Source organism: Anaerobutyricum hallii (assembly GCF_900209925.1).
Lineage (GTDB): Bacteria > Bacillota > Clostridia > Lachnospirales > Lachnospiraceae > Anaerobutyricum > Anaerobutyricum soehngenii.
On the sequence record NZ_LT907978.1, the window covers coordinates 742,501 to 767,659 of the forward strand.

Sequence of the window (25,159 nt, forward strand, 5' to 3'; positions counted from 1 at the left end):
TGCCGGACAGATGGTGTATGGGAGTCAGACTGTACGAGATAAGTTGGACAGTCAAAAGGGAAAGAGCCCAGACCGCCGGCTAAGGTCCCAAAGTGGGTGTTAAGTGGAAAAGGATGTGGGATCTCTAAGACAACCAGGATGTTGGCTCAGAAGCAGCCATTCATTAAAAGAGTGCGTAACAGCTCACTGGTCGAGAGGTCCTGCGCCGAAAATGTCCGGGGCTGAAACACCACACCGAAGCCGCGGAACTCGTAAGAGTTGGTAGAGGAGCATTCTTAGGGGAGGGAAGCATTACCGGAAGGGGATGTGGACTGCTAAGAAGAGAGAATGCCGGAATGAGTAGCGAGAGCAAGGTGAGAATCCTTGCGGCCGAATATCCAAGGTTTCCAGAGTAAAGCTGATCTGCTCTGGGTAAGTCGGGGCCTAAGGAGAGGCAGAGATGCGTATCCGATGGACAGCAGGTAAAAGATTCCTGCACCCCTTGTTATCAGAACTGCGGGGACACGGGAAGGGAAGCAGAGCCGGGAATGGAAAGCCCGGTGCAAGCGAAGTAGTCGCAGGATTGGAAAATCCGTCCTGCATGAGACGAAGGCGTGATGCGGAGCGAAACAAAGTAGCGAAGCTGCGGCCCCTTCCTGTCGAGAAAAGCCGCTATCGTGTAGCAAGGGCCCGTACCGTAAACCGACACAGGTGGATGAGGAGAGGATCCTAAGGCCGGCGGGAGAAGTGTTGTTAAGGAACTCGGCAAAATGACTCCGTAACTTCGGGAGAAGGAGTGCTGCGAAAGCAGCCGCAGAGAAATGGCCCAAGCAACTGTTTAGCAAAAACACAGGTCTATGCGAAACCGAAAGGTGAGGTATATGGGCTGACGCCTGCCCGGTGCTGGAAGGTTAAGGGGAGAGCTTAGCGCAAGCGAAGGTTTGAACTTAAGCCCCAGTAAACGGCGGCCGTAACTATAACGGTCCTAAGGTAGCGAAATTCCTTGTCGGGTAAGTTCCGACCCGCACGAAAGGCGTAATGATTTGGGCACTGTCTCAACAACACACCCGGTGAAATTGAAATACCAGTGAAGATGCTGGTTACCCGCGCCAGGACGGAAAGACCCCATGGAGCTTTACTCCAGCCTGATACTGGGATTCGGTATTGCATGTACAGGATAGGTGGGAGGCTAAGAACTTATGGCGCCAGCCGTAAGGGAGCCATTGTTGGGATACCACCCCTGCAGTACTGGGTTTCTAACCTGCGCCCGTGACCCGGGCGGGGGACAATGTCAGGCGGGGAGTTTGACTGGGGCGGTCGCCTCCGAAAGGGTATCGGAGGCGCTCAAAGGTCTCCTCAGGATGGTTGGAAACCATCCAGAGAGTGCAAAGGCAGAAGGAGGCTTGACTGCGACACCGACGGGTGGAGCAGGTACGAAAGTAGGACTTAGTGATCCGGTGGCATAACGTGGGATTGCCATCGCTCAACGGATAAAAGCTACCCTGGGGATAACAGGCTTATCACTCCCAAGAGTTCACATCGACGGAGTGGTTTGGCACCTCGATGTCGGCTCATCGCATCCTGGAGCTGGAGCAGGTTCCAAGGGTTGGGCTGTTCGCCCATTAAAGCGGTACGCGAGCTGGGTTCAGAACGTCGTGAGACAGTTCGGTCCCTATCCGGCGCGGGCGCAGGATATCTGAGAGGAGCTGTCCTTAGTACGAGAGGACCGGGATGGACCGTCCGCTGGTGGACCGGTTGTCATGCCAATGGCACGGCCGGGTAGCCAAGACGGGAAGGGATAAACGCTGAAGGCATCTAAGCGTGAAGCCCCCCTCAAGATGAGATATCCAGACTCGAAAGAGTGAGAGACCCCTTAGAGACGATGAGGTAGATAGGGCAGAGATGGAAGCACAGTGATGTGTGGAGTTGACTGTTACTAATCGGTCGATAGCTTGACCTTAAAAAAGTACTTGCAAAGATTAGAAAGATATGATATAATGTGTGTGGTTTTCAGGGTATGACCCTGATCAATATTCCTCGATAGCTCAGTCGGTAGAGCACGCGGCTGTTAACCGCGCTGTCGTAGGTTCAAGTCCTACTCGGGGAGTCTGGCTCCTTGGTCAAGTGGTTAAGACACCGCCCTTTCACGGCGGTAACATGGGTTCAAATCCCGTAGGAGTCATTTGATGAAGTGCCGATGTGGCTCAATTGGCAGAGCAGCTGATTTGTAATCAGCAGGTTAACGGTTCGAGTCCGTTCATCGGCTTCACAAGTTAAATGAATTTAAGTTTGATTTGGATTATTTTAGGGACCTTTAGCTCAGCTGGTTAGAGCAATCGGCTCATAACCGATCGGTCCGGGGTTCAAGTCCCTGAAGGTCCACTTTATTTGAATATTTGGCCTGGTGGCTCAGCTGGTTAGAGCGCCGCCCTGTCACGGCGGAGGTCGTGGGTTCGAATCCCATCCGGGTCGTTTCCGAAAGGAATTATAATTTAATAGTTATATTTGGGATCTTAGCTCAGCTGGGAGAGCATCTGCCTTACAAGCAGAGGGTCACAGGTTCAAGTCCTGTAGGTCCCATATATGCCGGTGTGGCGGAACTGGCAGACGCACAGGACTTAAAATCCTGCGGGACTTATACTCCCGTATCGGTTCGATTCCGATCGCCGGCATACTTTAAAGAATTTGTGGGCATAGCTCAGCTGGATAGAGCGTTTGGCTACGGACCAAAAGGTCGGGGGTTCGAATCCTCTTGCCCACGTTTGATTCTTTTAGAATCACAATGTAGCGCTATCGCCAAATGGTAAGGCACTGGATTCTGATTCCAGCATTTCCAGGTTCGAATCCTGGTAGCGCTGTAATGGATAGGACACATTATTGTGTCCTTTTTTTGCATATTGGGAAGATATTACATATTAACAGCAAGAAAGTACATTGTTACTTGATTAGGAATATGCTATCATGATAATTAATGATTATATAAACATGCTCTAGAATATGTACAAGATGTAGTGGAGGTTTAAAATGACAGAAGGACGTATTATTTATAATCCAAGTGAATCCGTAATGAAGATGTTTTATCGCAAAATGAATGCGGAGAGCAGAGAAGAATTAAAAAGTAGAAAGTTTGATGCAGTAGGTTTATTACAGACAACGGTAGCCGGTGTATTATATTACGCAGATCGTGCATTTAAGACAAGTAATGTTTATCCGGTAGAGATTAATGGAAGTTGTCCACAGCATATCACAACATTAGCTTTCTTTGGTGAAACGACGGCAGTAGAAACAGCAATGAAAACGTTGATGAGAGAGGAAAAAGAAAAGAAAAATCGTTTGATTTAGTTTTTACTATTTAGTTCATTAACAGGCTGACGCCTCGAAATAGAAAAGCTATCTTATATTTGTGATTCTATCACTGTGGGTTGAATGTTCGCTTAACGTCTCGCATTCAATCCTCGCTCTAAGGCACAAATATAAGATAGCTTTTCTATTTCAGGGCTGACAGTGGCTGGAGTTAGAGGAACAAAAATGTAAAAAAGAAGGAGATTAGATTTATGTCAAAGGATCTAGAAGTAGAAATCTGCTGTGGTAGTTATTATGATGCATTGCAGGCCTGGAAGGGTGGGGCGAAGAGAGTAGAGTTAAATAGTGCATTGCATTTAGGTGGCTTAACCCCGTCTCTTGGAACACTTCGTCAGGTAAAGAAAAATACAGGTTTGAAGGTTATCTGTATGGTTCGTCCAAGAGGAGCAGGTTTTTGCTATAATATGGCAGATTTTGAAGTGATGCTAGAGGATGCCCACATTTTATTGGAAAATGGAGCGGATGGGATTGCATTTGGCTGTTTGACTGCTGATCGAAAAATAAATGAGAAGCAAACAAAGAAAATGGTACAGCTTATTAAGTCTTATAATAAGGAGTCTGTTTTTCACAGGGCATTTGATTGTGTGACGGATATAAATGAGGCAATGCAAACGCTTATTGAGATTGGAGTGGACAGAGTTCTTACTAGTGGATTAAAGTCTACAGCGATTGCCGGAGCAGAGACTATACAGTATTTACAGAAAGAATATGGAGAGCAAATTGAGATTTTGGCAGGAAGTGGACTTAATGCACAGAATGTACAGAATTTTATTAGGAAAACAGATGTAAAGCAAATACACAGTTCCTGTAAAGGATGGCTGCCGGATATGACAACCTGTAGTGAGGATGTGAGTTTTTCATATAGAGCAAAGAAAAAGAATGCCTGTAAAGAAGCGATAGTAGGAGACTATGAAGTAGTAGATGTTGTATTAGTGAAAAAGTTTATCGATATGGCTACCTGTGAACTTGCTTTTGAAATTGAGAAAGAAGATGAAAAAGTACTAAAAATATGTTATGATAATACGGCACTGCCAGAAAAGTAGAAGGAATAAAGGACAGTGAGAAAAGACGCATTAATTTTTAGAAGTAGAAGAAAAGTAAAAGGTGCATTATATGTATGAAATGAAAATACAGGTCCGCTATAGTGAGGTAGACCAAAGTGGAGTAGCAAGACTCCATCAGATTTTAGAATATTTTCAGGATTGTGGAATGTTTCAGTCAGAAGAGTTAGGACTTGGAGTAGAAGAAGATCAGAAGAATCATAGAGCATGGTATTTAATTGCATGGAATGTAAAGATAATAAGACATCCTAAGATGTCTGAACATATTACTGTTACGACACAGGCGTATAAGATGCGAGGATTTTATGGATACAGAAGATACTCTATTCTTGATGAAGAGGGTGAAGCGATTGTTTTAGCAGAAGCTATCTGGATATTGATGGATACGAAAAAGATGCTTCCGATGAAAGTAAGCAAAGAAATCGCGGATATTTATGTAGAAAAGGATGTGGATACTACCGTAAGAATTAATCGAAAGATAGATGATAATGGTGAGTGGAAACAGCAGGAATCTATTGAAGTAACAAAGCAATATTTAGACAGTAATAATCATGTGAATAATACGGTGTATGCATTATGGTCAGAAGATGTACTTCCTGAGAATGTAAATGTAAGCGAAGTGCGAATTGACTATCGAAAAGCAGCGATGTTTAAGGAAACGATACAGGTATTTACGCAACAGCAGGAAAATATTTTTAAAGTAAAATATATAAAACCTGATGGGGAAGTTGCAGCTTTAGTTGAGATGATATTGCAGAAACAGGAAGAAAAATAATAGTATAATAAAGGGAGGATTTGTAATGATAGAATTAGGCGTAAAACAGAAGTTGTATATTGATCATAAAACAGATTTTGGAGTGTATCTTTCTGATACTCCAGAGAGGAATGGAAAAAGTGATTGTGTTTTACTTCCGAAAAAGCAAGTTCCACAGAATGCGAAGATTGGTGATGAAGTAGAGGTATTTGTGTATCGTGATTCAAAAGACAGAGAAATTGCGACAACAAACATGCCAAAGCTTCAGTTGGGAGAGCTTGCCGTTTTAGAAGTAGCACAGGTAAATAATATTGGCGGTTTTATGTACTGGGGGTTGGAGAAAGATCTTCTTCTTCCATATAGTGAACAGATTGTAAAGGTTCAAAAAGGAGATAAGTATTTAGTAGGACTCTATATTGATAAGAGTGACCGACTTTGTGCAACGATGAAGGTCTATGATTTCCTTCGTACAGATTCTCCATATAAGGCAGATGATATTGTACAGGGAACTGTATATGGAAAGAATCCGGAGTATGGAGTATTTGTTGCTGTAGATAATAAGTATAATGGTATGCTTCAGAATAAAGAAATTGTTAGAAAGTTAAGAATAGGAGAGACGGTACAGGCAAGAGTTCTTTCTGTAAGAGAAGACGGTAAATTAAACCTCAGTCTTCGTGAAAAGGCACATTTACAGATGGATGTTGATTCTGCAAAGATTATGGAAAAACTTCAGGAGAATGATGGTGCTCTTCCATATCATGATAAGTCTGCTCCAGAAGATATCCGAAGTGAATTTGGCATGAGTAAGAATGAGTTTAAACGTGCGATTGGCCGTTTATACAAAGATAAAAAGATAAAGATAAGCAATACCGGAATTACGTTAATTGAAAAATAGCAGGAGTGCCATTCCATATGGAGGAACAGAAATGTTAGAAAAGTCTTTTTTAAATCCTAATAAAATATGGTTTATGATAGTGCTGCTGCATATAATAGGGTCAGTTCTTGTATCCTTACTGGGAATTTTTCCATTTGGCATAGTGATAGCGACAACAGGAATCTGGTTTTTGCTTGCAAATATATGGGAAAGAAATCTAAAAAATATTGGGATTTGTATAGCAGGCTGGCTTATAACAATTTTTACGATGTATTCCCTTAATATAAGTTTTCAGGGAACAGTATTACTTAATGAAATATTGCTGCTTTATGTATGTTGGTGTTGCAAAAAAGCTTATGTAAAACCAACAGAATATTGTCATTTAAAAAAGGTTTCTTTAAAAAGTATTTTTTTCATTGTTATTGCTGCTATATTTCTATTTATTATGGCGGGCTATGTAAATGCCTGTTCTATGATTGTATTTCAGAATTTATTAGATGTTTCTTTAGAAGAAATTTCAGGGCATCCGCTAGAAGCGATGATCGCAGTGGCAATTATGCCAGCCTTGATAGAAGAAGTTCTTTTCAGAGGAATTATTTATCGTGGAATTTCAGATAAGAAGATAGCAATATTTATATCTGCTATAACATTTGCTTTACTTCATATGAATTTTAATCAGATGTGTTATGCATTTGTTATGGGGCTGTTTTTTGCTGTTGTAATTTATATTACAGATAATCTGACAGTTTCGATAGCACTTCATATGCTGTTTAATGGATTTACTGTAATCCTATGTTGTTTTCCTTCAACCAAAGTTATACGGACTTTGTTAGAGTGTCATATTGCAGGCTATCATCTTTTTAATCCAGGTGTTACAAATATGCAGGGAGGAATTAAAATAAGCCTCGTGCTTATTGGTGGAGTTATAGCAGTAGTTAGTATGCTCATAGCAGGCTATTTGGTATTTCTTATTGGAAAAGAAGAAATAGAAGAGAAAGAAAAAAAGGAAGTATACAAAACAAAAGAGAAAAAAGAAACAAGGATTCGGACAGCAAAAAGAACGGTTATTCCTGAGAATTCTGAAAAATGGAAACCGAATGCTTTATTTTTTGCAGGAAGTGGACTTTGTATTCTCATCACAATATTATATGAAATTTTAATATGATAAACAGCCTTAATTTAAATTCAAGTCGAGCCGCCATTCACCACCTGAAAGAGGTGGGAGTCTTTTCGACTGAGATAAAAATGGTGCCACAGGCTACGGTCGTTAAACCGTTCCTGTGACACCATTTTTATTATTTATTCTGATGTGCTAATGAAGCAGCAAGGAATCCCTTAAATAATGGGTGTGGTTTATTCGGTCTTGATTTAAATTCAGGATGTGCCTGTGTTCCGATAAACCAAGGATGTTCAGGAATCTCTACCATTTCAACGATACGTCCGTCAGGTGAGAATCCGGAAAGAAGCATTCCGTTTTCCTGGAGTACTTCGCGGTAATCATTATTTACTTCGTAACGATGACGATGTCTTTCTTCAATCTGTTTATGACCATAAAGCTGATATGCTTTGGAGTGTTCGTCAAGGATACATGGATAAGAACCAAGACGAAGGGTTCCGCCTAAATCAGTGATGCCTTCTTTATCAGGCATGATATGGATGACAGGATTCGCTGTGTTTTCATTAAATTCATGACTGTGTGCATCTTTTAATCCGAGAACATTACGAGCAAATTCTACGATAGTAAGCTGCATTCCAAGACAAAGTCCAAGATACGGGATCTTATGTTCGCGGGCATATTGGATTGAACAGATCATACCTTCGATACCTCTGTCACCAAATCCACCAGGAACGATGATGCCGTCTACGTCAGAGAAGAAACTATCTACGTTGTAGTTGCTTACCAGTTCGGAATCAACCCACTTGATTTCGACTTCTGCGTTGTTGGCAACTGCTCCATGTTTTAATGCTTCTACAACACTGATGTAAGCATCGTGGAGAGAAACGTATTTACCAACGAGAGCAACTCTAACTTTATGTTTTGGATGTTTCCAGGCATCAACCATAGAGATCCAATCAGATAAATCAGGCTGTGGGCATTCCATATTCAGACATTCACATGCTACGTTAGCAAGTTTTTCTTTTTCCATAGCAAGAGGTAATTCATATAAAATATCGACATCAAGATTCTGAATAACACGTTTCTTAGGAACATTACAGAACTGAGCGATTTTTGCTTTAATATCATCATCTAATGGAAGGTCAGAACGACAAACAAGAATATCTGGCTGAATTCCCATTCCCTGCAATTCTTTTACACTGGCCTGTGTAGGCTTGGTCTTTAATTCTCCGGAAGCTTTTAAGTAAGGAATCAGTGTTACATGAATAAGAATACAGTTCTCATGTCCTACTTCATGCTGGAACTGACGAAGCGCTTCTAAAAATGGCTGACTTTCGATATCACCGGCAGTTCCACCAATCTCAATAATTGCTACTTCTGTTTCAGAAGCATCTTCATTATGATAAAAACGACTTTTAATTTCATTAGTGACATGAGGAATAACCTGTACGGTATGTCCGCCGAAATCTCCACGACGTTCTTTGTTAAGGATACTCCAGTATACTTTACCGGTAGTAACATTAGACTGTTTATTTAACTTTTCATCAATGAAACGTTCATAATGTCCAAGGTCAAGGTCTGTTTCCGCACCGTCATCGGTAACGAAAACTTCACCGTGCTGTATCGGGTTCATAGTACCTGGATCCATATTGATATATGGGTCAAACTTCTGGCTGGTTACTTTATAACCACGTGCTTTTAAAAGACGTCCAAGAGAAGCTGCGGTAATACCCTTTCCTAAACCGGAAACAACTCCACCTGTGACGAATACATATTTTACTGGCATGGATAAAATCCTCCTATATTAGATACTGTTTTTGCATTAATTATACCATTATACTATAAGTTAGACTCTTTTTCCAGATGAAACATAAAAAATAATAACAAAAAATATTAAATTTGCCGTGCGGCTCTTCGATATTCGTTTGGAGTCATAAATGTATTTTTCTTGAATGATTGAGAAAAGTAAGATTGTGAGGAAAAACCGATCATAGATGCAATGGATGCGATTGAATGATTTGTTGTTTCCAGAAGATTTTTACTTTCCTCGATTCGTTTTTCATTCAGATAGCTAATCGGAGAACATCCAAAATGCTTTGTAAAAGAGTGTACCAGATAATATTTATTCATTTTGCTTTCTTTGGAAAGAAGATCAAGAGTAATGTTTTCAGTAAAATGGTCATCTAAATACTCTTTAACAAAAGTACAATCTCTATTATTTTTTTCTTTTGAAGGATAATCATAATTAATTTGTGTATTCCGTTGTATTTCTATAAGAATAAGATTCAGATAATGCCGACATGCCTCTTCATAGTATTCTGAACGTTTCGTTACTTCATGAATGAGCATATGCATGAGATTAAGGCAAATATCAGAAGAAAGAGAAAGTCTTGTAAACGGAGAGATTGCTTCACCGGTATCGTTAGTAAAAAGAAGATTTTCAATACCTAAAATAATAAAATCAAGTGGAGGGTGTTGTACATCAACGGAAAACTTTTGTTTATCGGGATTCACCAGTAATAAATCATTTTCTTGAACTGGTAAAAATTGATTGCCAAAATAAAATTGTCCGTCACCTTTTTGAATAAAGATGATTTTAGAATATGGATGCCCCGGAAAGATGTTTGAAGCAGGGGATTCGCAATGATACATATTGATTTGTGACAATTTTACAGATGACTTTAAGTTAATATGGTGTTGTTGCAAAGTATATCTTGTTTGCGTCATAACTGCCTCCTTTGGATTTGTATGTACTCTCGGAGTCTTTCTCACAAAAGCAAGCACAAAAAGATTCCTAGAGTACATGATAGACTGTATTTCTATGGGATACTTGTAGTGGATGATTGTGATAAAAATATCAAATGCTATTTATTATATTATATTGTCTTTTTTTAGTGTTCTCAACGAAAGAAATATAAATATTTGAGATAAATACATAATAATTATAAAAATAGTATAAAATCATCATTGATGTTTTTGATTTTCTATGGGAAAATAGAAAAGAAGATTTCAATAAATAAAGAAGATTTTTTACATAGGGAGGAAGAGAGAATGAAAGAACCTGTATTAATTGTAATGGCAGCAGGAATGGGAAGTCGTTATGGCGGTTTAAAACAGATGGATCCAGTAGATGTGCAGGGACATGCTATTTTAGACTTCAGTGTGTATGATGCAAAACGTGCTGGTTTTAAGAAAGTTGTTTTTATTATTAAGCATGCGATTGAGAAAGATTTTAAAGAAATCGTCGGTAAAAGAATCGAACCATTTATGGAAGTAGAATATGTTTTCCAGGAACTTGATAAGCTGCCGGAAGGATATCACGTACCGGAAGGAAGAGAAAAACCATTTGGGACAGGTCATGCACTACTGTGCTGTAAGGATGTTGTAGATGCACCATTTGCAGTAATCAATGCGGATGATTATTATGGACCAAAGGCATTTCAGATGTTATATGATTATCTGACAACGCATGAAGATGATGAGCTGTATCGTTATGTTATGATTGCGTTCCATATTGAGAAAACAATTACTGAGAATGGTCATGTATCAAGAGGGGTATGCCAGGTTGATGAAAATCATTTCTTAAAAGAAATTACAGAAAGAACAAGAATCGAAAAACGAGGAGAAGAAGCAGCGTATACATTGGATGACGGAGCAAGCTGGATACCGGTTCCGGATAAAACGCCAGTTTCTATGAACTGTTGGGGATTTACACCGGGATTTTTAAAAGTGCTTGAAGAAAAATTCCCTGCGTTCTTAGATAAAGGTTTAAAAGAGAATCCTATGAAGTGTGAATATTTCCTTCCAAGTGTAGTGGAAGAATTACTTCAGGAAAAGAAAGCTACTGTAGAGGTAATGGAATCTGAAGAAAAGTGGTATGGAGTTACTTACAAAGAAGATAAGAAGTCGGTTATGGATGCGATTGCTGCCATGAAAGAACAGGGAACGTATCCGGAAAATTTATGGAAATAGACGGATGGAAATAGACGGTTCACCTGCAGGGACGATAAAGAGTAGAAGAAAAATTCAAGAATGCCGAGGCATTCTTGAATTTTTAATTTGAAAAAATTAATATTTTATATCAGATGGAGAAAGTGGATTCTCCAAATCTATCTGTTCATAAATCGGATCTTTTTTAGAGGAGCGTACCATCTTTTGATATTGAGAAGGAGACATACCGGTAATTTTTTTAAATTGTTTTGAAAAATAATAGATGGAGGTATAGCCAAGTGCGGCTGCAGTATCGGTCAGGTTCATTTTGTTTTCACGAATACAGCGTTTCGCGACGCTGATCCTCATCTGGCAGAAGTATTCTATGGCGCCATAACCGGTCTGTTCTCTGAATATTCTTTGTAAATGGGAACGCCCGATCGCAAATTCTTTACAAAGGTGTTCTACTTTAATATGTTCTGTGATATGTGCTTCATAATAATCTGTAATTCGATTAAAAAGAATAGAGTCCGTTTTCAGGAGGGCCGGAGAAAGATTGTTTTCTTTTTCAGGCTGATCCATACTCTTTTTTTGATCCTTTTGTTCTTCGGAAGAAGTATACTGGCGCATAAGGCTGATAAGAAGCATTTCAAGATAAATACTGATTAGCTGTTCTCCACCAAATGGTTGATTATATCTTCGTTCAAGGGCGGCAGGAGATACCGGGTTAATCTTAGGAGAAAAATTATTTTTTCCTTCTAGAGCAAGGTCCTGTAATAGGGTTGCTTCTTTTTTCTGACAGTGAAACTTTTTGTTAGAAAGATTAGAAAGAAGGGCAGGATGTTGGGTGTCGCAATAAAAGCCAGCTGTAAAAAGGACAGCAATTTTCCCTGGTGCTGCTTTAAAGGAATAATATTCATCAGGAGATTGTATAAATAAATCTCCCTTTTCTAAAATTACTGGAGAAAGCTTTTTATTAGAAAATGTAATTTCAGCGCTTCCATCTTCGACATAAAGTAATTTCCAGTAGTCATGATATTCACTTTTAAAAATGAAATCGCTTTTATATTCAAAATAATGAAGAGAAGCTATCTTTTGTATTTCAAATTCTTTTTTCAATTGCAATGATTCAGGAGACATAAAAAAATCCTCATTTCTGTTATTTACAAAAATCTATATAGTTTTCTATAATTATATCTTATAATATTTTCAGATAGAAATCAAATAGAGACTGCAAGTAAAAACCAATAAATCACCCTCTTTGAGAAATGCTTTTTTTCTGCTATAATCGTATACAGGATGATGTCAGTAGCGTTAGCTATGGAGTAATTCGTGATATCATGCAAGATAGAAATACAAAGAGGAAATTTCTGTCAATAAACAAGGATTGAATGAGGTGTAAAGAGTTGATTGCTACTTTTACTATGGAAGCCGGTCTTGTGATCGCAGCGGTATTAGCTGTGGCGGGTGTCGTTCAATGGAAGCGGCAGAGCGGAAGGCAGCAGAAGGAAAAATACATATTGGATTATGCTGGTCAGGTTTCTGAACTGGAGAGTCAGAGAAGAGAAGAGGAGCGGCAGTTAAGACAGGAAGAAGAAAAGAAGCAGAGAGATCGTGTATTTGGGATGGATTTTCTGATCACACATGGTTCTGCTTTTGGAGGATGTGCGGCTGTTTGTGCAGATGGAACGATTCGAAAAGATAAAGTTGCACTTGATAATATTCTTATGTATGGTAAGCATCCGTCAGGTAAAGAATTTACTTATTATATCGAAGATCAGGGGTTGGAAATCTGTGCATCAGATCAGCCGGAAGAACTGATCATTGTTTCTAAGCAGCAGCCTTTTGAAATCAGGGAAGCCGGTCTTTCAAGAGATCAGGGGATTTCTACAAAGAAAGCTGTCATAAAACAGGATGTGACGTATTATATTATTTTGGAATCGAAACATGAGATTTCGATAAAAGCAACAAAGAGATGTTAGACGGGAGAGATACTAATGCAGGAGACAAAAACAATACGAGTGAAGAAATGTCCTTACTGTTTTCGGAACATTTCGAATGAAGATGCAGGATTTCTTTTAAGAACCGATGGAGTGCGATTTCAGTCCCCGGCGCTGAATGAAGTATTTTCCTATAAAACAGACGTATCTTATTTATATTTTTGGAGTGCCATGGGAATCCCGGAAGAACAGATTGATGCCCGAAGAATCATTATTGATAATGAAGTTATGACAGAGTTGAATCAGGAGCTTACGGCAGCGGGAAATGAACTGGCAGTGAAGCGTTTTGATCCGGATAGCTGTGGATACACATTTCATGTGGAAGAGGGAGCGGTGACGATGTTTTCAAATACGATGGTATGTCCACATTGCCATAATGTTCTTCCACAGAACTTTTTTAAATATGAGATGCTTATGATTGGTTTAGCAGGAAGTGTTGCATCTGGTAAGACAGTTTATCTGTGTTCGCTTATGATGAATGGATTTGATGTGATGCAAAGACAGAACCTTACCATTCGTAATGCTTACGGAAATCCGAATGATGATTATAAGATGGAGATGGAGCGGAATGCGGATAAGCTGCTGCGCTATGGAATCTGTCCGGAATCAACGAGCAAGGCATTTAAGAAACCGATATTTTTGGAAGTGACCTATCGGATCGGGCAGAAGAATCTCCACATGATCACTTCAATTTATGATGTGGCAGGAGAATTAATACGTGATAGTGCCGGAACCGGAAGAACCGGTTTTGTTCGTCATATGGATGGATTTATCTGTCTGGTAGATCCGGCACAGATGCATTTGGAACATTCTCTCATTAATAAGCAGATTCCGGATGAAGAACGGGTTCTTGAGAAACTATATGTTATGAGTAAGGAAGAACAGATGTCCATTCAGCGTATGAGTAACGAGAACGGAAAACAGGTAATGAATCAGGCAGATTTCATGATGGAGAATACAGTAAGTGATGAGTATTTCTATGAGAGAAAAGCGGATACCATTTTAGATTCTATTCGTTCTGTTTTAGGAGATCATGAATTAAAGCAAAAATATATGGCACTTACGATCGCAAAAAGTGATTTGTTAGAAGAACTCGGAGAAATAAAGGAATATCGAGGAAGCAGTCTTTTATTTGAAAGAAAGCAGGTGTCCTACGGCTTTATGAATATGGATCATCATTTTTTAAGACAGGAAATATTAAAACAGATTTTTGATCAGAAGGTTTTTCGTCTGCAGCGTAATCTGGATGATTATAAAGAAAGTGGACTTTTTGCAGTTTCAGCACTTGGATGTGAAACAGAAGAGACGATGGAGGGAACGCAGAAGGAAGTAAGGACGGTTGGAAGAGTGCGGCCGATCAGGACGGAGGAACCAATCTTATGGATGATAATGAAGTTTATGCAGGAAAGAGGGTGGCTTGAGTAATGAAGATAGAATATTTAATTCATGAATATACATGGTCCAATCATTGTATTTCCGGGAATAAACTCGGTTGGGGAATTGTAGCTTCTTCCATACCGGAAGACAGGACATATTTAAGAGAATTAGAGAAAGTAGCGCAGGCAGCGGTGGTTGATAAAACAGGAAGAATCGAAGTAGAAGAACTTGTATACAGCCCTGTCTGTGGGTTTGTCAAGATGACATCTATTCCCTGTGAATCAGGAGAAGATAAACGTCAGAATAAAAGGGTAAGATTATATCAGCCCAAAGCGCCGGATCATAATCCGGCAGTATATCTTGCTCCAGGAATAGAATGGACGGAGGGGGAGAGTACAGGATTTCTTCCAACATTAACATTAGAAGAAGCCAAATTTGATCGAGAAGATATCTTACGAGAGCTGTGTCTTGAAGAGAGACTACCTGAATTTATGCAGGTGGTCTTTTGGTGTTTGTCAGGACATTCGGAAGGTCTTAATATTGTTGCTCCGAACTGGAAGGAAGAAGAGTTTGCCGCGAATACACAGAAAGTTATGTATGTGATCCACAGTTTACTTCCACAGTGTATCAGGGAGAAGGCAGGATATGTTTCATTTACAAGAGAAGCCATTCCATCAGTACCTTTTTATTTTTCCCCAAAAGTATGCGGAACCTATTCCTATTCTCTTTCTGAAAAGAATGGGTGGGATGCTGACTGGGATGCACTGGATCAGTATTTTTATCATGGCATTGCAAAGGCAAGTGAGAAACAAGATTCTATTTATCAGGACTTTCAGCAGGCAGCAGCAGCGTATTTAAAAAATGTGCGTCATACTGGAAATCTTTTGAAAAAAGTAGAATGGATTTTTTATGATATTGCAAGAAAGCATGGAAAGAACTCCCTCTCCATAGAATATCTTAGTAAAAATATACCAGAGCTGCTATACTGGGTTTGTAAAGATAAAGAATTAAAATTTGTGGCAGAAGATATTTTGAAGGAAGTACATCAGCATCCATTTTCACAGGCAGAGAGACAAATCTATATTGAAAGTCTCATTGCGGGAGTAACAGGACGTTCTAAAGAAGCCATTTTAATGGAAATGGATCATATTTTAAGAGAAGTTTATGATGAAGATAAAAAGGAGTTTGCTTCTTTGTTATCTATGATTCGAGAAAGAAATAAAGAATTATATACAGGTTTGTTATGTGGTGGAGATTTTCAGAAAGAACAGTCAGAATACAGCCGGCGTATGTATCATCTTAATGCTTCCGATATGGAAAGCCTTTACAGGTATGTAAGGGAGTTTAGCGAGCAGAGTATACCGGGAGAGCGAAAAGACGATATTTTAAGAACCGGAATCGGATTACTCAATGCGAATCTTTTTGATCAAAAAGGTTATGAACTGTTTGATAAGATTGCTGTTCATCTGAACAGAAAAGAGCAGTGGATAAAGATTCTTGAAGATTTTGTAGTACAGCTTCAGGCACATGCCTCATTATTTGATAGAAAGCAGATGGAGACGGCCTGTTATATAGAGGATATGCTTTATATGTATAAGCCGGAGATGACAAGGGTACTGCGGGAAGAACGTGGACGAAGAGGTCATAAAGTAAGAAAAGACGGAAGAACAAAGGACAGCGGTGAGGAGGAATGTGACATGGGACGTAGACATAAAGAAGATACGTCGATAGAAGAGCCTGTAAGCAATGCAGTGGAAAGTGTGGAGGCAGAATCTGTGGAAGAAGAGCAGGAAGGCCCAATGATTCCATTTTTATTCATAGGTTTCCCACAAGGATTTCTGACGGGATGTATTATGTATTTATCTCATTATTCTCTGATGATCGGACACTGGAAGATTGCCCTTGGTATGGCAGGAATGTGGGTACTCCTCATGTTGAATTATGAGGGGGTAATTCTTCAGAGAAAAGAGAGATATCCTTTATGGAAGGTGATCGGGCTTTGCCTGGTAGAAGGATGGATTATAGAAGCGGCAGGCTGGTTCTTCCGTTCGCAGAAAGTAAGACTGTATTATTTTATTGTTCTTGGAGTGATTGCAGTATGTATTCAGATTGTTAATCTGATCCAGATGCAGAAGGCGAAAAAAAAGCAGGAAGAGTAATAGGAAGAATATAAAAAGTAACAGGTAAATAAGCGCAGATAAGAATGAGGGAATTATGGAAAGATTAGCAGACGATACAATAGAATCTTTTATGAATGCAATAGAAGAACGGCTGGCTGAAGGACAGAAGAATAAGATTCCGTTTTCCAGATTTTTAGAGGAAAAAATGGATGCTTTTGACTATAGTAATACCTCGCTGGCCAAAAAGGTGTTTCATCGAGTGGAAAAGAAAAAGGAAGGAACCGTTACGTATGTTCCAGTAACCAGACAGGCAATCGGAGCCTGGCTTCGGGGTTCCATGCCATCTTCCAGAGATATTTATGTTACACTTGGAATGGCATTTCAGATGAATCTGGAAGAAATTAATCATATTCTTTTGGAAAATTATATGGGATATGGACTGTACTGTAAAAATATAGATGATGCACTGTGGATTGCATTGATCAACGGACTTTTTTCGATAGATTCTTTTGAAACTGTCAGAGAGAAGATTGAGGATATCTTAGAAGAAAATGTACAGCAGGACAGCAGAAGTCTTGCGACGATGGACTTGTGGGTAATGCTTTCTGAAGCAGGGACGTTAGAAGAATTTTATGAACTGATACGGATTTATAAAGATGAATTTCGTGATGGAGCAAGAAAGTTTGGACAGTGTCTTGAGGAAGTGATTGAGGAAGAATATGGATATTATGATAAGGCGGCCTGGTTTTTAAGAGATATTGGATGTCTGCACTGTGAAGCGCAGTTTTCAAAGATAAGAGCAGGAAAGGCTGTTGTCACAAGAGAGTGGCTTCTTCGTTTCTGTATTGCCCTGCAGCCAACGTATGAATCTATTGAAAAACTTCTTGCAAAGGCGCAGATGGAACCGCTTGGTATCACTCCGGCAGAGGTCATTATTGAGATGATTGCCCGATATAAGTCGAATTCTGTTGCAAACAGCCAGGAAATATGGATCATGATTGAATCGGCTGCAGAGAGACTTCGTCAAAAGGGCTATGAAATCGAGGAAGATTTATGCCGTAAATATAATTCCGTTTATGAACTCCCGGTTTCACAGAAGTGGTGGTTCTCTTTCTGTATTGGAAAGCAGCTTTTACAGAATGAAAAGAACAAAGAGTTTGGTTATGAAAAGAACGGATATTGCCGTTTTGCTATGGAAGATAAGTTACTTTTTGATGATATGAATCGAAATAAAAAGAATGTTTCTTTTAAGAAAAGTGCCTTAGAATATATGGAAACAGGAATTCCTGACTGGAAACAGGCAGAATTTCAGGAAATACCGGCGCTTTCTATTGAGAAGAATTATGTGCCGGATGCCCTTGATATGGAAAAGTTTGAGGATTACTGTTACGTGAGAAGACCAAGCCGGTTTACAAAAGACTTTTTGCGTAATGATATGTATTTTTACGCAGCGACATTGTATTCAGTGTGGACTGGAAAGTGTTATCAGAAAGAGAATGGAAAGCGTAATGTAGAAGAAATCAGACAGGAGTTTGAAAAACATTCTCTCGAAGGAGAAGAATTCCTGACAGTACTCACAAAGATGATTGGGCATGATGAAGTACTTTTAGAAGGTAATCTTGCTACTATGGTAGAAGCCGTTGCAAAAGTAAGACAGCGTCAGTAAAAGTTCGGAAAGCAAATATTTGAATAAAGATACTATTTATGGTATGCTCCTGTTGAAAGTGATTGTTACAAATAACGAAAGGCAGGAGCTATATTTATGTCTATTATTTCTCAGATAGGGGTTGTCATTTTAATTGCATTTATTGTATTAGTGTTGATTCGTTCGAATAAGAATCTTAAGAAAGCTTCCGAAGAGGGGGAGAGTTTCGTAGATGAGTGGGCACTGAGACAGGAGAAGAAGGAGGAAATCAAGCAAAAGCGTGAGGAGAAGAAGTTAGAAGTACAAAAAGAGAAGAAACAAAAGAAAATACAAAAACAGGAGAAACGGAAAGAAAATCTGATTTACGAGAATACAGGTGAGCAGTTAGAAGATATGCCAATCTATGAGGATACAGAGGAACAAGCAGAAGATAGGACATTCTATGATAATGCAGAAGAACAGCAGGAAGACTGGTCTTTCTATGACAATATAGAAGAACAGCCAGGAGAAGACCGTCCGGGATATGATGGAGAGAGCCTTCGTGTGAATACAGACTGGTTATATGATTATGAAGAGAAAGAGAAACAGCGTCAGGAACAGACCAGAGCGGAACAGTATAGGTCTGCCGGTGATAAAGCAGAGGAACAAAGTAGTAAGATCGTTCCGATGAAGAAGCGTCAGACAACGGGAATCACATTGATGAAGCTTGATGCGAATCATCGGGTGATGGCAAGATACCGCGTAAATCAGATTCCATTTACAATCGGAAGGAGTACCAATAATGACCTGGTTCTTGATGATTTGTGTGTGGCAAGAAATCATTGCCGTATCGTGGAAAAAGATGGAAGATACGTTTTGGAAGATGTAGGAACAATGAATAAGTTATATGTGAATGGGATGATGACAAGTCAGGTTCCTTTATCAGATGGTGTTCGTGTCTATATTGGTAATGAAGAATTTCAGATCGAAGTAGAAGGCAGAAGAAGCCAGTCTACCAGATTATATAAAAACGTGGAGGGTATTTATGAGTAGACATGATACCGGAACGAAGTCATTTTCGTTTGAGAGAGTTCTGTGGGAGATACAAAGAGCCTTTTATTCTTTTAAGAATAGTCCGGTCCTCGCTCTTTTGCTAATGCAGGCAGCAGCATTCATTTTTGTGCAGGCAAAAGGAGCAGGAAAGATTTATCTTGATATGATAGGAATTCTGCTTGGAATTACTTTATTATCCTGGTTTTTTACATCGGTGATCCATGGAAATAAAAAGATTGTCATTTACACTTTATTGCTTCTTACCGTAGGAACGATGCTTCAATGTATTTTCAGGGAAGAACAGGTTTTAAAGAATCCACAGTATTATGAGACACATAATCCGGCTGCCGCTTTGCAGTTTCAATATATTCTTGGATTTGTAATGGCGCTTGTAGCGGCATTCCTTTATCTGAATTGTAAGAATCTGTCCTCAACAAAGGCTCTGAAGAAGTTAAATTTATCGTCTGTAAAGGTTTGCAGGATATTCTTTTATTTTTCATTGTTTTTATCAGTGATTACACTTGTTCTTGCAAAGAGTGTAGGAAACGTAAGGAACTGGATTACAATCGGAGGAGTGTCGCTGCAGACAACAGAATTTATCAAGTTTTTGTATGTATTTATTGCAGCGGGACTACTTGGAACAAAGGAGAATCCAGATAAAGAAAATATCAGAGCATTTTATATCGTGACGTTCATAGAAGTATTATTTCTGGCATTACAGAGCGAGTTTGGTACGATGCTCTTGATTCTCATGTTATTTTTGACGTTTATATTTTTATTTATACCGAATATACGGTGTTTTATCGGAACAGTGCTTGTTATGGCAGCAGGATCTTTAGGGCTTTCGGTTATTGGAATGCAGTTGACAAAGTGGAAAGCTGCGGGAGTATTTCTTGGAACGAATAAGATTGCACAGATTTTTCTTTCAAATTATAACAAGATTGCAAATCGTTTTATTTACTGGCTTCACCCTGAAAAAGATGCATTAGGACTTGGCTATCAGCTTCTTAAGGCAAAAGAATCGATCGTTCTTGGTGGATGGTTTGGAACATCTTCTGTTACAGAACTTCCGGTTAAGACAAGCGATCTTGTGTATCCGGCACTGATTCAGCGATGCGGCATGGTGTTTGCTTTGCTTGTATTTATTGTATTTATTATGATGTGGCTTGAAGGTGTTCAGCTGTTTGTAAGAAAGCAGGACCGCTATCACAGGGCGGTGGGAGCTGGTTTTGTCTTCATGCTTTTTGATCAGACATTGATCATTATTGCCGGAAGTACCGGTCTTTGTCCACTTACCGGAATTACATTGCCATTTATTTCAAGTGGCGGAAGTTCTCTGATGATCAGTTTTATGATCGTGGGATTGATCGTAGCTGTATCAAGTAATGTCAAATGGAAAGGAACGCTAGAAGATGAAGAAGAACAAGATAAATTTTTTAAGGAGAACGCAGTTACTGCAAAGTGCCACACTTATCTGCGTCATCTTAATGATCATTTCCCTCGTAAGAGTTTCCGCGTTGCTGCCGGGCGTGTCCGAAGAAGCGGACAAAAAGAAGAGTCAGGCGAAGGCAAAGGTGTATGAAAAAGAGTATGTCAGAGGGTCTATTTTAGACCGGAATGGAAATACGATCGCATTTTCTCAGAAGCCGGGAGGTACACGTACGTATTCTCATCCATATGCGTTTTCGAATCTGGTCGGCTACTGGTCTAAGATTTATGGGACATATGGCGTAGAAAAGACTATGAATGATGTGCTTGTTCACAGTGATTGTGGTAATAGAGATCAGGAAAAAAGAGGGGCGGATGTCACACTTACCATTGACGCAGCGCTTCAGGAACAAGCATATAAAGATATCAAAAAGTATAAAGGTTCCGTTGTCGTGATGAATGCAAAGACAGGGGAACTTCTGGCACTGGCTTCTTCTCCAACCTTTAATGTGACAGAAATCGAAGAGAAATGGAAAGAAATCAATGAAAAAGAAGGAGTGTTTTTTTCCAATGCCTACCAGAATCCGGTAGCACCTGGTTCGGTATTTAAGCTGATTACTTCCAAAGAAATCATAGAAGCAGGAATTGAGAAAGAAGAAGTAGAAGATACCGGTTCTCTTAAAGTGAATGGACAGACGATAAGGAATTATGGGGGAAAGGCTTATGGAAGTATTGCTTATCGGGAAGGTTTCGTGAAGTCATCGAATGTATACTTTATGAACCGCGCATTAAAGCTTGGTGGACTGCGATTATATAAAACAGGAAGAAGCTTTTTATTAGGGGAAGATATTTCTCTTGATTTTGCAACACTACATTCGAATTTTGATTTAAAAGATTACGAGGATAATATTGTTGCAACAACAGCATTTGGACAGGGAGAAACATTAGTTACCCCATTGCAAATGGCGATGATCACACAAAGTATTGCAAACGATGGAGAAATGTTAAAACCATATCTTTTTAAATCTGTAGTCAATAGCAAGGGAAAGATAACGCAGGAAGGAAAGACGGAAAAGCTGGTAAAAACAATGGATGCAGATACAGCAGAAGAAATCAAAGAAGTGATGAAGGAAGCGGGAGAATCCTATGGGCTTTCTGAAGTAGGAGAACAGGGATACTCGATTGCTGCAAAGACCGGAACTGCCGAGAGAGGCGACGGGACCAATAACGCGTGGCTTGTCACATTTGCTCCGGCAGATGATCCACAGTATATTATCGTAGCGAACCGTTTAAAGACAACAGAAATCGGAAAGACACTTGCGCCGGTAGTAGAAGATTTATATGATACACTGTTTGATCATGAGTAAAAACTCATGAAGGGACAGCGTTTCTGGTGGATGATTGCCCGTTTCAAGCAGCATATATACAGAAAAAGGAAGGGATTTCTGAATAGAATTCTTTTGATTTCCTGTTGCTTGTTCTTTTTGTTCAAGAAGAGCATGGAGAAAGAACGTAAGCTCCTGAATCAACATCTGCTGTCCTTTGAGATCAGGAGAAAGATTATAGGAAAAGCGGAGCGTATATGGTGGATTTGGGTTATTCAGAAAATAATAACAGTAAGTAAAATCCAGAAGAGTGACCATCCTATACTGATCCGTTGTTCTTATGAGAAGGTTTGACGGATGAAGATCGGTATAAAGAATGCCGTTTTCCAGAAGATAAGCAAGCACTTCTCCGGTGGAAAATAGAATCCGTAACAGATCTTTTAAAGATAAAGATGGCACAAGTTCAGGGAGTAAAGTACCTTCGCAGTGTTCCATACAAAGAGCAAGAAGAGGAACGCTCGTTCCTGGTAAAGTGAAGTCTTCCTGAAATCCATAATAATGTGGAAGAGACGGGTGGGACAGAGGAGATAATCCTTCATATTCATCAAGCAGGGCCTGGCGGACAGAAGGAATATTTTCACTGCATTTTAATATGTATTGATGTTTAGAATCTGCAGCCGTATATATTAAAATATCTTTTTTCTTCTGATAAAATGTAAGCTCAGAAAAAGATTCGGGAAACATGGAAAACCTCCTTTGGTAGATATGTACTCTCGGAGTCTTTCTTGCACTTGCTTTTGTGGCTGCTTTTCCGCCAGTTGCACCCGAATTTTATCAACGTACGCACCGCGTACGCCTCAAAAATTTGGGCACAATTGACAAAAAAACTTCTCACAAAATCAAGCACAAAAAGATTCCGAGAGTACATAGATTTTTTATGTGATTCAGTGTATCATAAAGAAAAGAAATTTTCAAATAGAGAGGGGAGGAAGTACGGTGGCTTTCTTTTTTGCAAGTGAAATAAACCGACGCTCATCCAATGAGGACAGCTATTGCCAGATGGAGTTTCGCATGAATGCGGAAGCAGCAGTAAGAGCTATGGTAGTTGCTGATGGAATGGGTGGACTTTCCGGGGGAAAATATTATTCAGAAGCAGCGGTTAATATGTGGTATCAGGAACTGCTTGCGACGATGATGAGTGAAAGATTTCGAGGGAATCCTTTAGACAGACAGATTGAGATTTTGCAGGAATTTTCGGAAGAAATATATAGTAAGTTGAATCAGAGGTTATATAAGAATGGTTTAGATGCCGGAATGAAAGGTGGAACTACGTTATCCTCTGTCATCCATTTCTGGGATACGGTTATCGTATCAAACTGTGGAGACAGTCCGGTGTACCGTATTAAAGATGGTAAAATTACATTAGTCAGTGAGATACAGAATGTAGCAGAGAAGATGGTCAGAGAAGGAAAGACAGCACCAGGATCGGTATTGTATTATCAGAATAAGAATCGCCTTCTTGATTATCTTGGTAAGCGAAAGGAATGTATCCCGTATTGTTCTGTGTTTCAGGCTGAAGAAGCTGATGGGATATTAATGGGGTCAGATGGAGCATTCGGAGACCTTACATTAGAAGAAATTCAATCTGTACTTTGCAACTGTGAACGTCCACAAAAGGTGATCGGACGGATTTTTGAAAAGGCAAGGGAAGCGGGAGAAGAAGATAATCAGACGGCAATCTTTTACTTGAAGAAGGAAAAAGAAAAAAAGAAAAAAGAAGTCGAAATGGAAATAGAATTTCCCAAAACAGATATAAGACAGGCAGTTCCTAAAGAGGAGAATTGCTGTTATACAAAGCTTTCCGAGAAAAAGAAACCGATATCGTTAAAAGAGAAATTATTAGGGAACCGTTTTATAGGAGGGCGGTAATATGAATTGTTATTTTGAAGAGGGCGAAGTTTTTACCTGGATTCGTGACAGAGAGAGGTCCGGTGAAAATATGGTCGTATCTTTAAAAATGTTAAAAGAATGTCACCGTACCGGAAGTAAGCAGGCAATGATAGCGGAAGATATCCGAACAGAGAAGAAATACTTTGTAAAGGTGTTGTTTTGTAATGATCTAGAGCAGGTTTACGTAGAAAAAGAAAGTAAAGTACAACTGTATTCTCCGTATATTATTCGGATTTACGGAGGGATGCTTGATGAGAAAAATAAACGTTTTATCACATTAGTAGAATACATTGAAGAAAGTGATCTGTCCGAGCTGATGCGCGGAAAGGGAATCGCCGGAGATACCTGGAATGAAAAGATGAGAGTAAGGAATCGTATCGCAATGAAGTTCTTGTACGGTATTGATCACTATATGTCTATGTATCAGCAAGATCCGATCGTTCACAGAGATTTAAAACCGGAGAATGTACTGGCTTCTCCTGATGGGACGATAGTAAAGATCATTGACTTTGACTGGGTACATTTACACGCATCCAACGTAACAGTGATGCTTCGGAGAGAACAGAAAGGAACCCCGGGGTACGCAGATCCAAGATATTGGAACAGTTACATTTGCCACCCGGAGATGGATATTTATTCTGCTGGTCTTGTTCTTTATTTTATTTATACAGGTAAACACCATTTCTACGGAAGTGAAGAAATAAAGAATTATATGATAGGCGATGATTATGCGTATCAGTTAAAAGAGATGCCGGGAATTGATGAGCGGTTAAGCAGGATTATTGCGAAAATGATCGCGAGAGAAGAAGAACGTTATGGAAGCATTAAAGAAGTGATTCAGGATATGACAGCATACCTGACATCTGTAAGAAAGCTTCCGGAACTTCCAGAACTTCTGACGCAGTCACAAGAAGAGAAAACAATCCGTTTTTCTTATCGGATCGGCGATGTGAAATATAGTCCCTATATGAAAAATTATCGTTTTATACCGATTGAATTTGGAACAAAGCAGGAACGAAGCCAGAATGGAAGAATGAGTGGACATATCTTATCCTTTTATCGAATGGATGATAAGATTAAAGTCATTCTTTTACATGAAGACTGCCATATTATAAAGCAGCAAAGAGAAGGAGAAGTCTGTGCAGGGGATGTATTTACCTACGCAGGAACAAATATTGAAATTTTGCAGATTAAAAGATAGGAG

Annotated in this window: 19 protein-coding genes, 9 tRNA genes and 1 rRNA gene (1 of these 29 cut by a window edge); 25 read left to right on the forward strand and 4 right to left on the reverse strand. The window is 39.4% G+C overall.

Annotated features, from left to right (window positions below; all coding sequences use genetic code 11):
- From EHLA_RS03345 to EHLA_RS03415, 15 genes are all read left to right on the forward strand, one after another.
- Positions 1–1,939: ribosomal RNA gene (locus EHLA_RS03345) — 23S ribosomal RNA — on the forward strand; it begins 953 nt to the left of the window's first position.
- Positions 1,940–2,013: 74 nt separating this feature from the next.
- Positions 2,014–2,086: transfer RNA gene (locus EHLA_RS03350), tRNA-Asn, on the forward strand.
- Positions 2,087–2,089: 3 nt separating this feature from the next.
- Positions 2,090–2,161, forward strand: a tRNA-Glu gene (locus EHLA_RS03355).
- 11 nt (positions 2,162–2,172) lie between these two features.
- Positions 2,173–2,245, forward strand: a tRNA-Thr gene (locus tag EHLA_RS03360).
- 42 nt (positions 2,246–2,287) lie between these two features.
- A tRNA-Ile gene (locus tag EHLA_RS03365) sits at positions 2,288–2,361 on the forward strand.
- 16 nt (positions 2,362–2,377) lie between these two features.
- Positions 2,378–2,451: transfer RNA gene (locus tag EHLA_RS03370), tRNA-Asp, on the forward strand.
- 35 nt (positions 2,452–2,486) lie between these two features.
- A tRNA-Val gene (locus EHLA_RS03375) sits at positions 2,487–2,559 on the forward strand.
- Positions 2,560–2,564: 5 nt separating this feature from the next.
- Positions 2,565–2,651 (forward strand) — tRNA-Leu (locus EHLA_RS03380).
- A gap of 15 nt (positions 2,652–2,666) precedes the next feature.
- Positions 2,667–2,740, forward strand: a tRNA-Arg gene (locus EHLA_RS03385).
- A gap of 25 nt (positions 2,741–2,765) precedes the next feature.
- A tRNA-Gln gene (locus tag EHLA_RS03390) sits at positions 2,766–2,837 on the forward strand.
- A gap of 166 nt (positions 2,838–3,003) precedes the next feature.
- On the forward strand, positions 3,004–3,321 hold the full coding sequence (locus EHLA_RS03395) for a BMC domain-containing protein (protein WP_096239310.1): 318 nt from the start codon (positions 3,004–3,006) through the stop codon (positions 3,319–3,321).
- A 212-nt stretch (positions 3,322–3,533) separates the two neighbouring features.
- Positions 3,534–4,385: a copper homeostasis protein CutC gene (locus EHLA_RS03400; RefSeq protein WP_096239311.1), complete on the forward strand. Its 852-nt coding sequence runs from the start codon at positions 3,534–3,536 to the stop codon at positions 4,383–4,385.
- Between the two features lie 70 nt (positions 4,386–4,455).
- Entirely contained in the window at positions 4,456–5,178 is a 723-nt protein-coding gene (locus EHLA_RS03405; protein WP_096239312.1) for an acyl-[acyl-carrier-protein] thioesterase, read from the forward strand.
- A gap of 25 nt (positions 5,179–5,203) precedes the next feature.
- Positions 5,204–6,052, forward strand: a complete 849-nt coding sequence (locus EHLA_RS03410; RefSeq protein ID WP_173854261.1) for a S1 RNA-binding domain-containing protein — start codon at positions 5,204–5,206, stop codon at positions 6,050–6,052.
- Between the two features lie 31 nt (positions 6,053–6,083).
- Positions 6,084–7,196 (forward strand): CPBP family intramembrane glutamic endopeptidase, encoded by a 1,113-nt coding sequence (locus EHLA_RS03415; protein ID WP_096239313.1) that lies wholly within the window; start codon positions 6,084–6,086, stop codon positions 7,194–7,196.
- A gap of 130 nt (positions 7,197–7,326) precedes the next feature.
- Here EHLA_RS03415 and EHLA_RS03420 read toward each other — a convergent pair whose 3' ends face one another.
- On the reverse strand, positions 7,327–8,934 hold the full coding sequence (locus tag EHLA_RS03420; protein ID WP_096239314.1) for a CTP synthase: 1,608 nt from the start codon (positions 8,932–8,934) through the stop codon (positions 7,327–7,329).
- A gap of 107 nt (positions 8,935–9,041) precedes the next feature.
- Positions 9,042–9,875, reverse strand: coding sequence for an AraC family transcriptional regulator (locus EHLA_RS03425; protein ID WP_157908541.1), 834 nt, complete (start codon positions 9,873–9,875; stop codon positions 9,042–9,044).
- 324 nt (positions 9,876–10,199) lie between these two features.
- Here EHLA_RS03425 and EHLA_RS03430 point away from each other — a divergent pair, with 324 nt between their 5' ends.
- Entirely contained in the window at positions 10,200–11,120 is a 921-nt protein-coding gene (locus EHLA_RS03430) for a sugar phosphate nucleotidyltransferase (RefSeq protein ID WP_096239316.1), read from the forward strand.
- 96 nt (positions 11,121–11,216) lie between these two features.
- Here EHLA_RS03430 and EHLA_RS03435 read toward each other — a convergent pair whose 3' ends face one another.
- Positions 11,217–12,218 (reverse strand): AraC family transcriptional regulator, encoded by a 1,002-nt coding sequence (locus EHLA_RS03435; protein ID WP_021908226.1) that lies wholly within the window; start codon positions 12,216–12,218, stop codon positions 11,217–11,219.
- A 251-nt stretch (positions 12,219–12,469) separates the two neighbouring features.
- Here EHLA_RS03435 and EHLA_RS03440 point away from each other — a divergent pair, with 251 nt between their 5' ends.
- The 7 genes from EHLA_RS03440 to EHLA_RS03470 all read left to right on the forward strand — a co-directional run bounded on the left by EHLA_RS03440 (position 12,470) and on the right by EHLA_RS03470 (position 22,047).
- Positions 12,470–13,060, forward strand: coding sequence for a hypothetical protein (locus EHLA_RS03440; RefSeq protein ID WP_123864833.1), 591 nt, complete (start codon positions 12,470–12,472; stop codon positions 13,058–13,060).
- Positions 13,061–13,075: 15 nt separating this feature from the next.
- Positions 13,076–14,503, forward strand: coding sequence for a hypothetical protein (locus EHLA_RS03445; protein WP_096239318.1), 1,428 nt, complete (start codon positions 13,076–13,078; stop codon positions 14,501–14,503).
- Complete coding sequence (locus tag EHLA_RS03450) at positions 14,503–16,614, forward strand: hypothetical protein (protein ID WP_096239319.1); 2,112 nt, start codon at positions 14,503–14,505, stop codon at positions 16,612–16,614. The genes EHLA_RS03445 and EHLA_RS03450 overlap by 1 nt, the downstream gene beginning before the upstream one ends.
- Before the next feature lie 55 nt (positions 16,615–16,669).
- Positions 16,670–18,241: a hypothetical protein gene (locus EHLA_RS03455; protein WP_096239320.1), complete on the forward strand. Its 1,572-nt coding sequence runs from the start codon at positions 16,670–16,672 to the stop codon at positions 18,239–18,241.
- Between the two features lie 96 nt (positions 18,242–18,337).
- Positions 18,338–19,252, forward strand: coding sequence for an FHA domain-containing protein (locus EHLA_RS03460; RefSeq protein WP_096239321.1), 915 nt, complete (start codon positions 18,338–18,340; stop codon positions 19,250–19,252).
- Positions 19,245–20,834, forward strand: coding sequence for an FtsW/RodA/SpoVE family cell cycle protein (locus tag EHLA_RS03465; RefSeq protein WP_096239322.1), 1,590 nt, complete (start codon positions 19,245–19,247; stop codon positions 20,832–20,834). Before EHLA_RS03460 ends, EHLA_RS03465 begins: the two co-directional genes overlap by 8 nt.
- Positions 20,770–22,047, forward strand: a complete 1,278-nt coding sequence (locus tag EHLA_RS03470) for a penicillin-binding transpeptidase domain-containing protein (protein ID WP_157908542.1) — start codon at positions 20,770–20,772, stop codon at positions 22,045–22,047. The genes EHLA_RS03465 and EHLA_RS03470 overlap by 65 nt, the downstream gene beginning before the upstream one ends.
- Here the strand turns inward: EHLA_RS03470 and EHLA_RS03475 are convergent.
- Entirely contained in the window at positions 22,018–22,749 is a 732-nt protein-coding gene (locus tag EHLA_RS03475; RefSeq protein ID WP_096239324.1) for a protein kinase domain-containing protein, read from the reverse strand. The genes EHLA_RS03470 and EHLA_RS03475 overlap by 30 nt on opposite strands.
- Before the next feature lie 252 nt (positions 22,750–23,001).
- Between EHLA_RS03475 and EHLA_RS03485 the strand changes: the two genes are divergently transcribed.
- Together EHLA_RS03485 and EHLA_RS03490 are read left to right on the forward strand one after the other, a co-directional pair.
- A complete protein-coding gene (locus tag EHLA_RS03485) occupies positions 23,002–23,934 on the forward strand; it encodes a PP2C family protein-serine/threonine phosphatase (RefSeq protein WP_096239326.1) in 933 nt (310 codons plus the stop codon).
- 1 nt (position 23,935) lies between these two features.
- Positions 23,936–25,156 carry a serine/threonine protein kinase gene (locus tag EHLA_RS03490; protein ID WP_096239327.1) on the forward strand — a complete coding sequence of 407 codons (1,221 nt, stop codon included), beginning with the start codon at positions 23,936–23,938 and terminating at the stop codon, positions 25,154–25,156.
- Positions 25,157–25,159 lie beyond the last annotated feature (3 nt).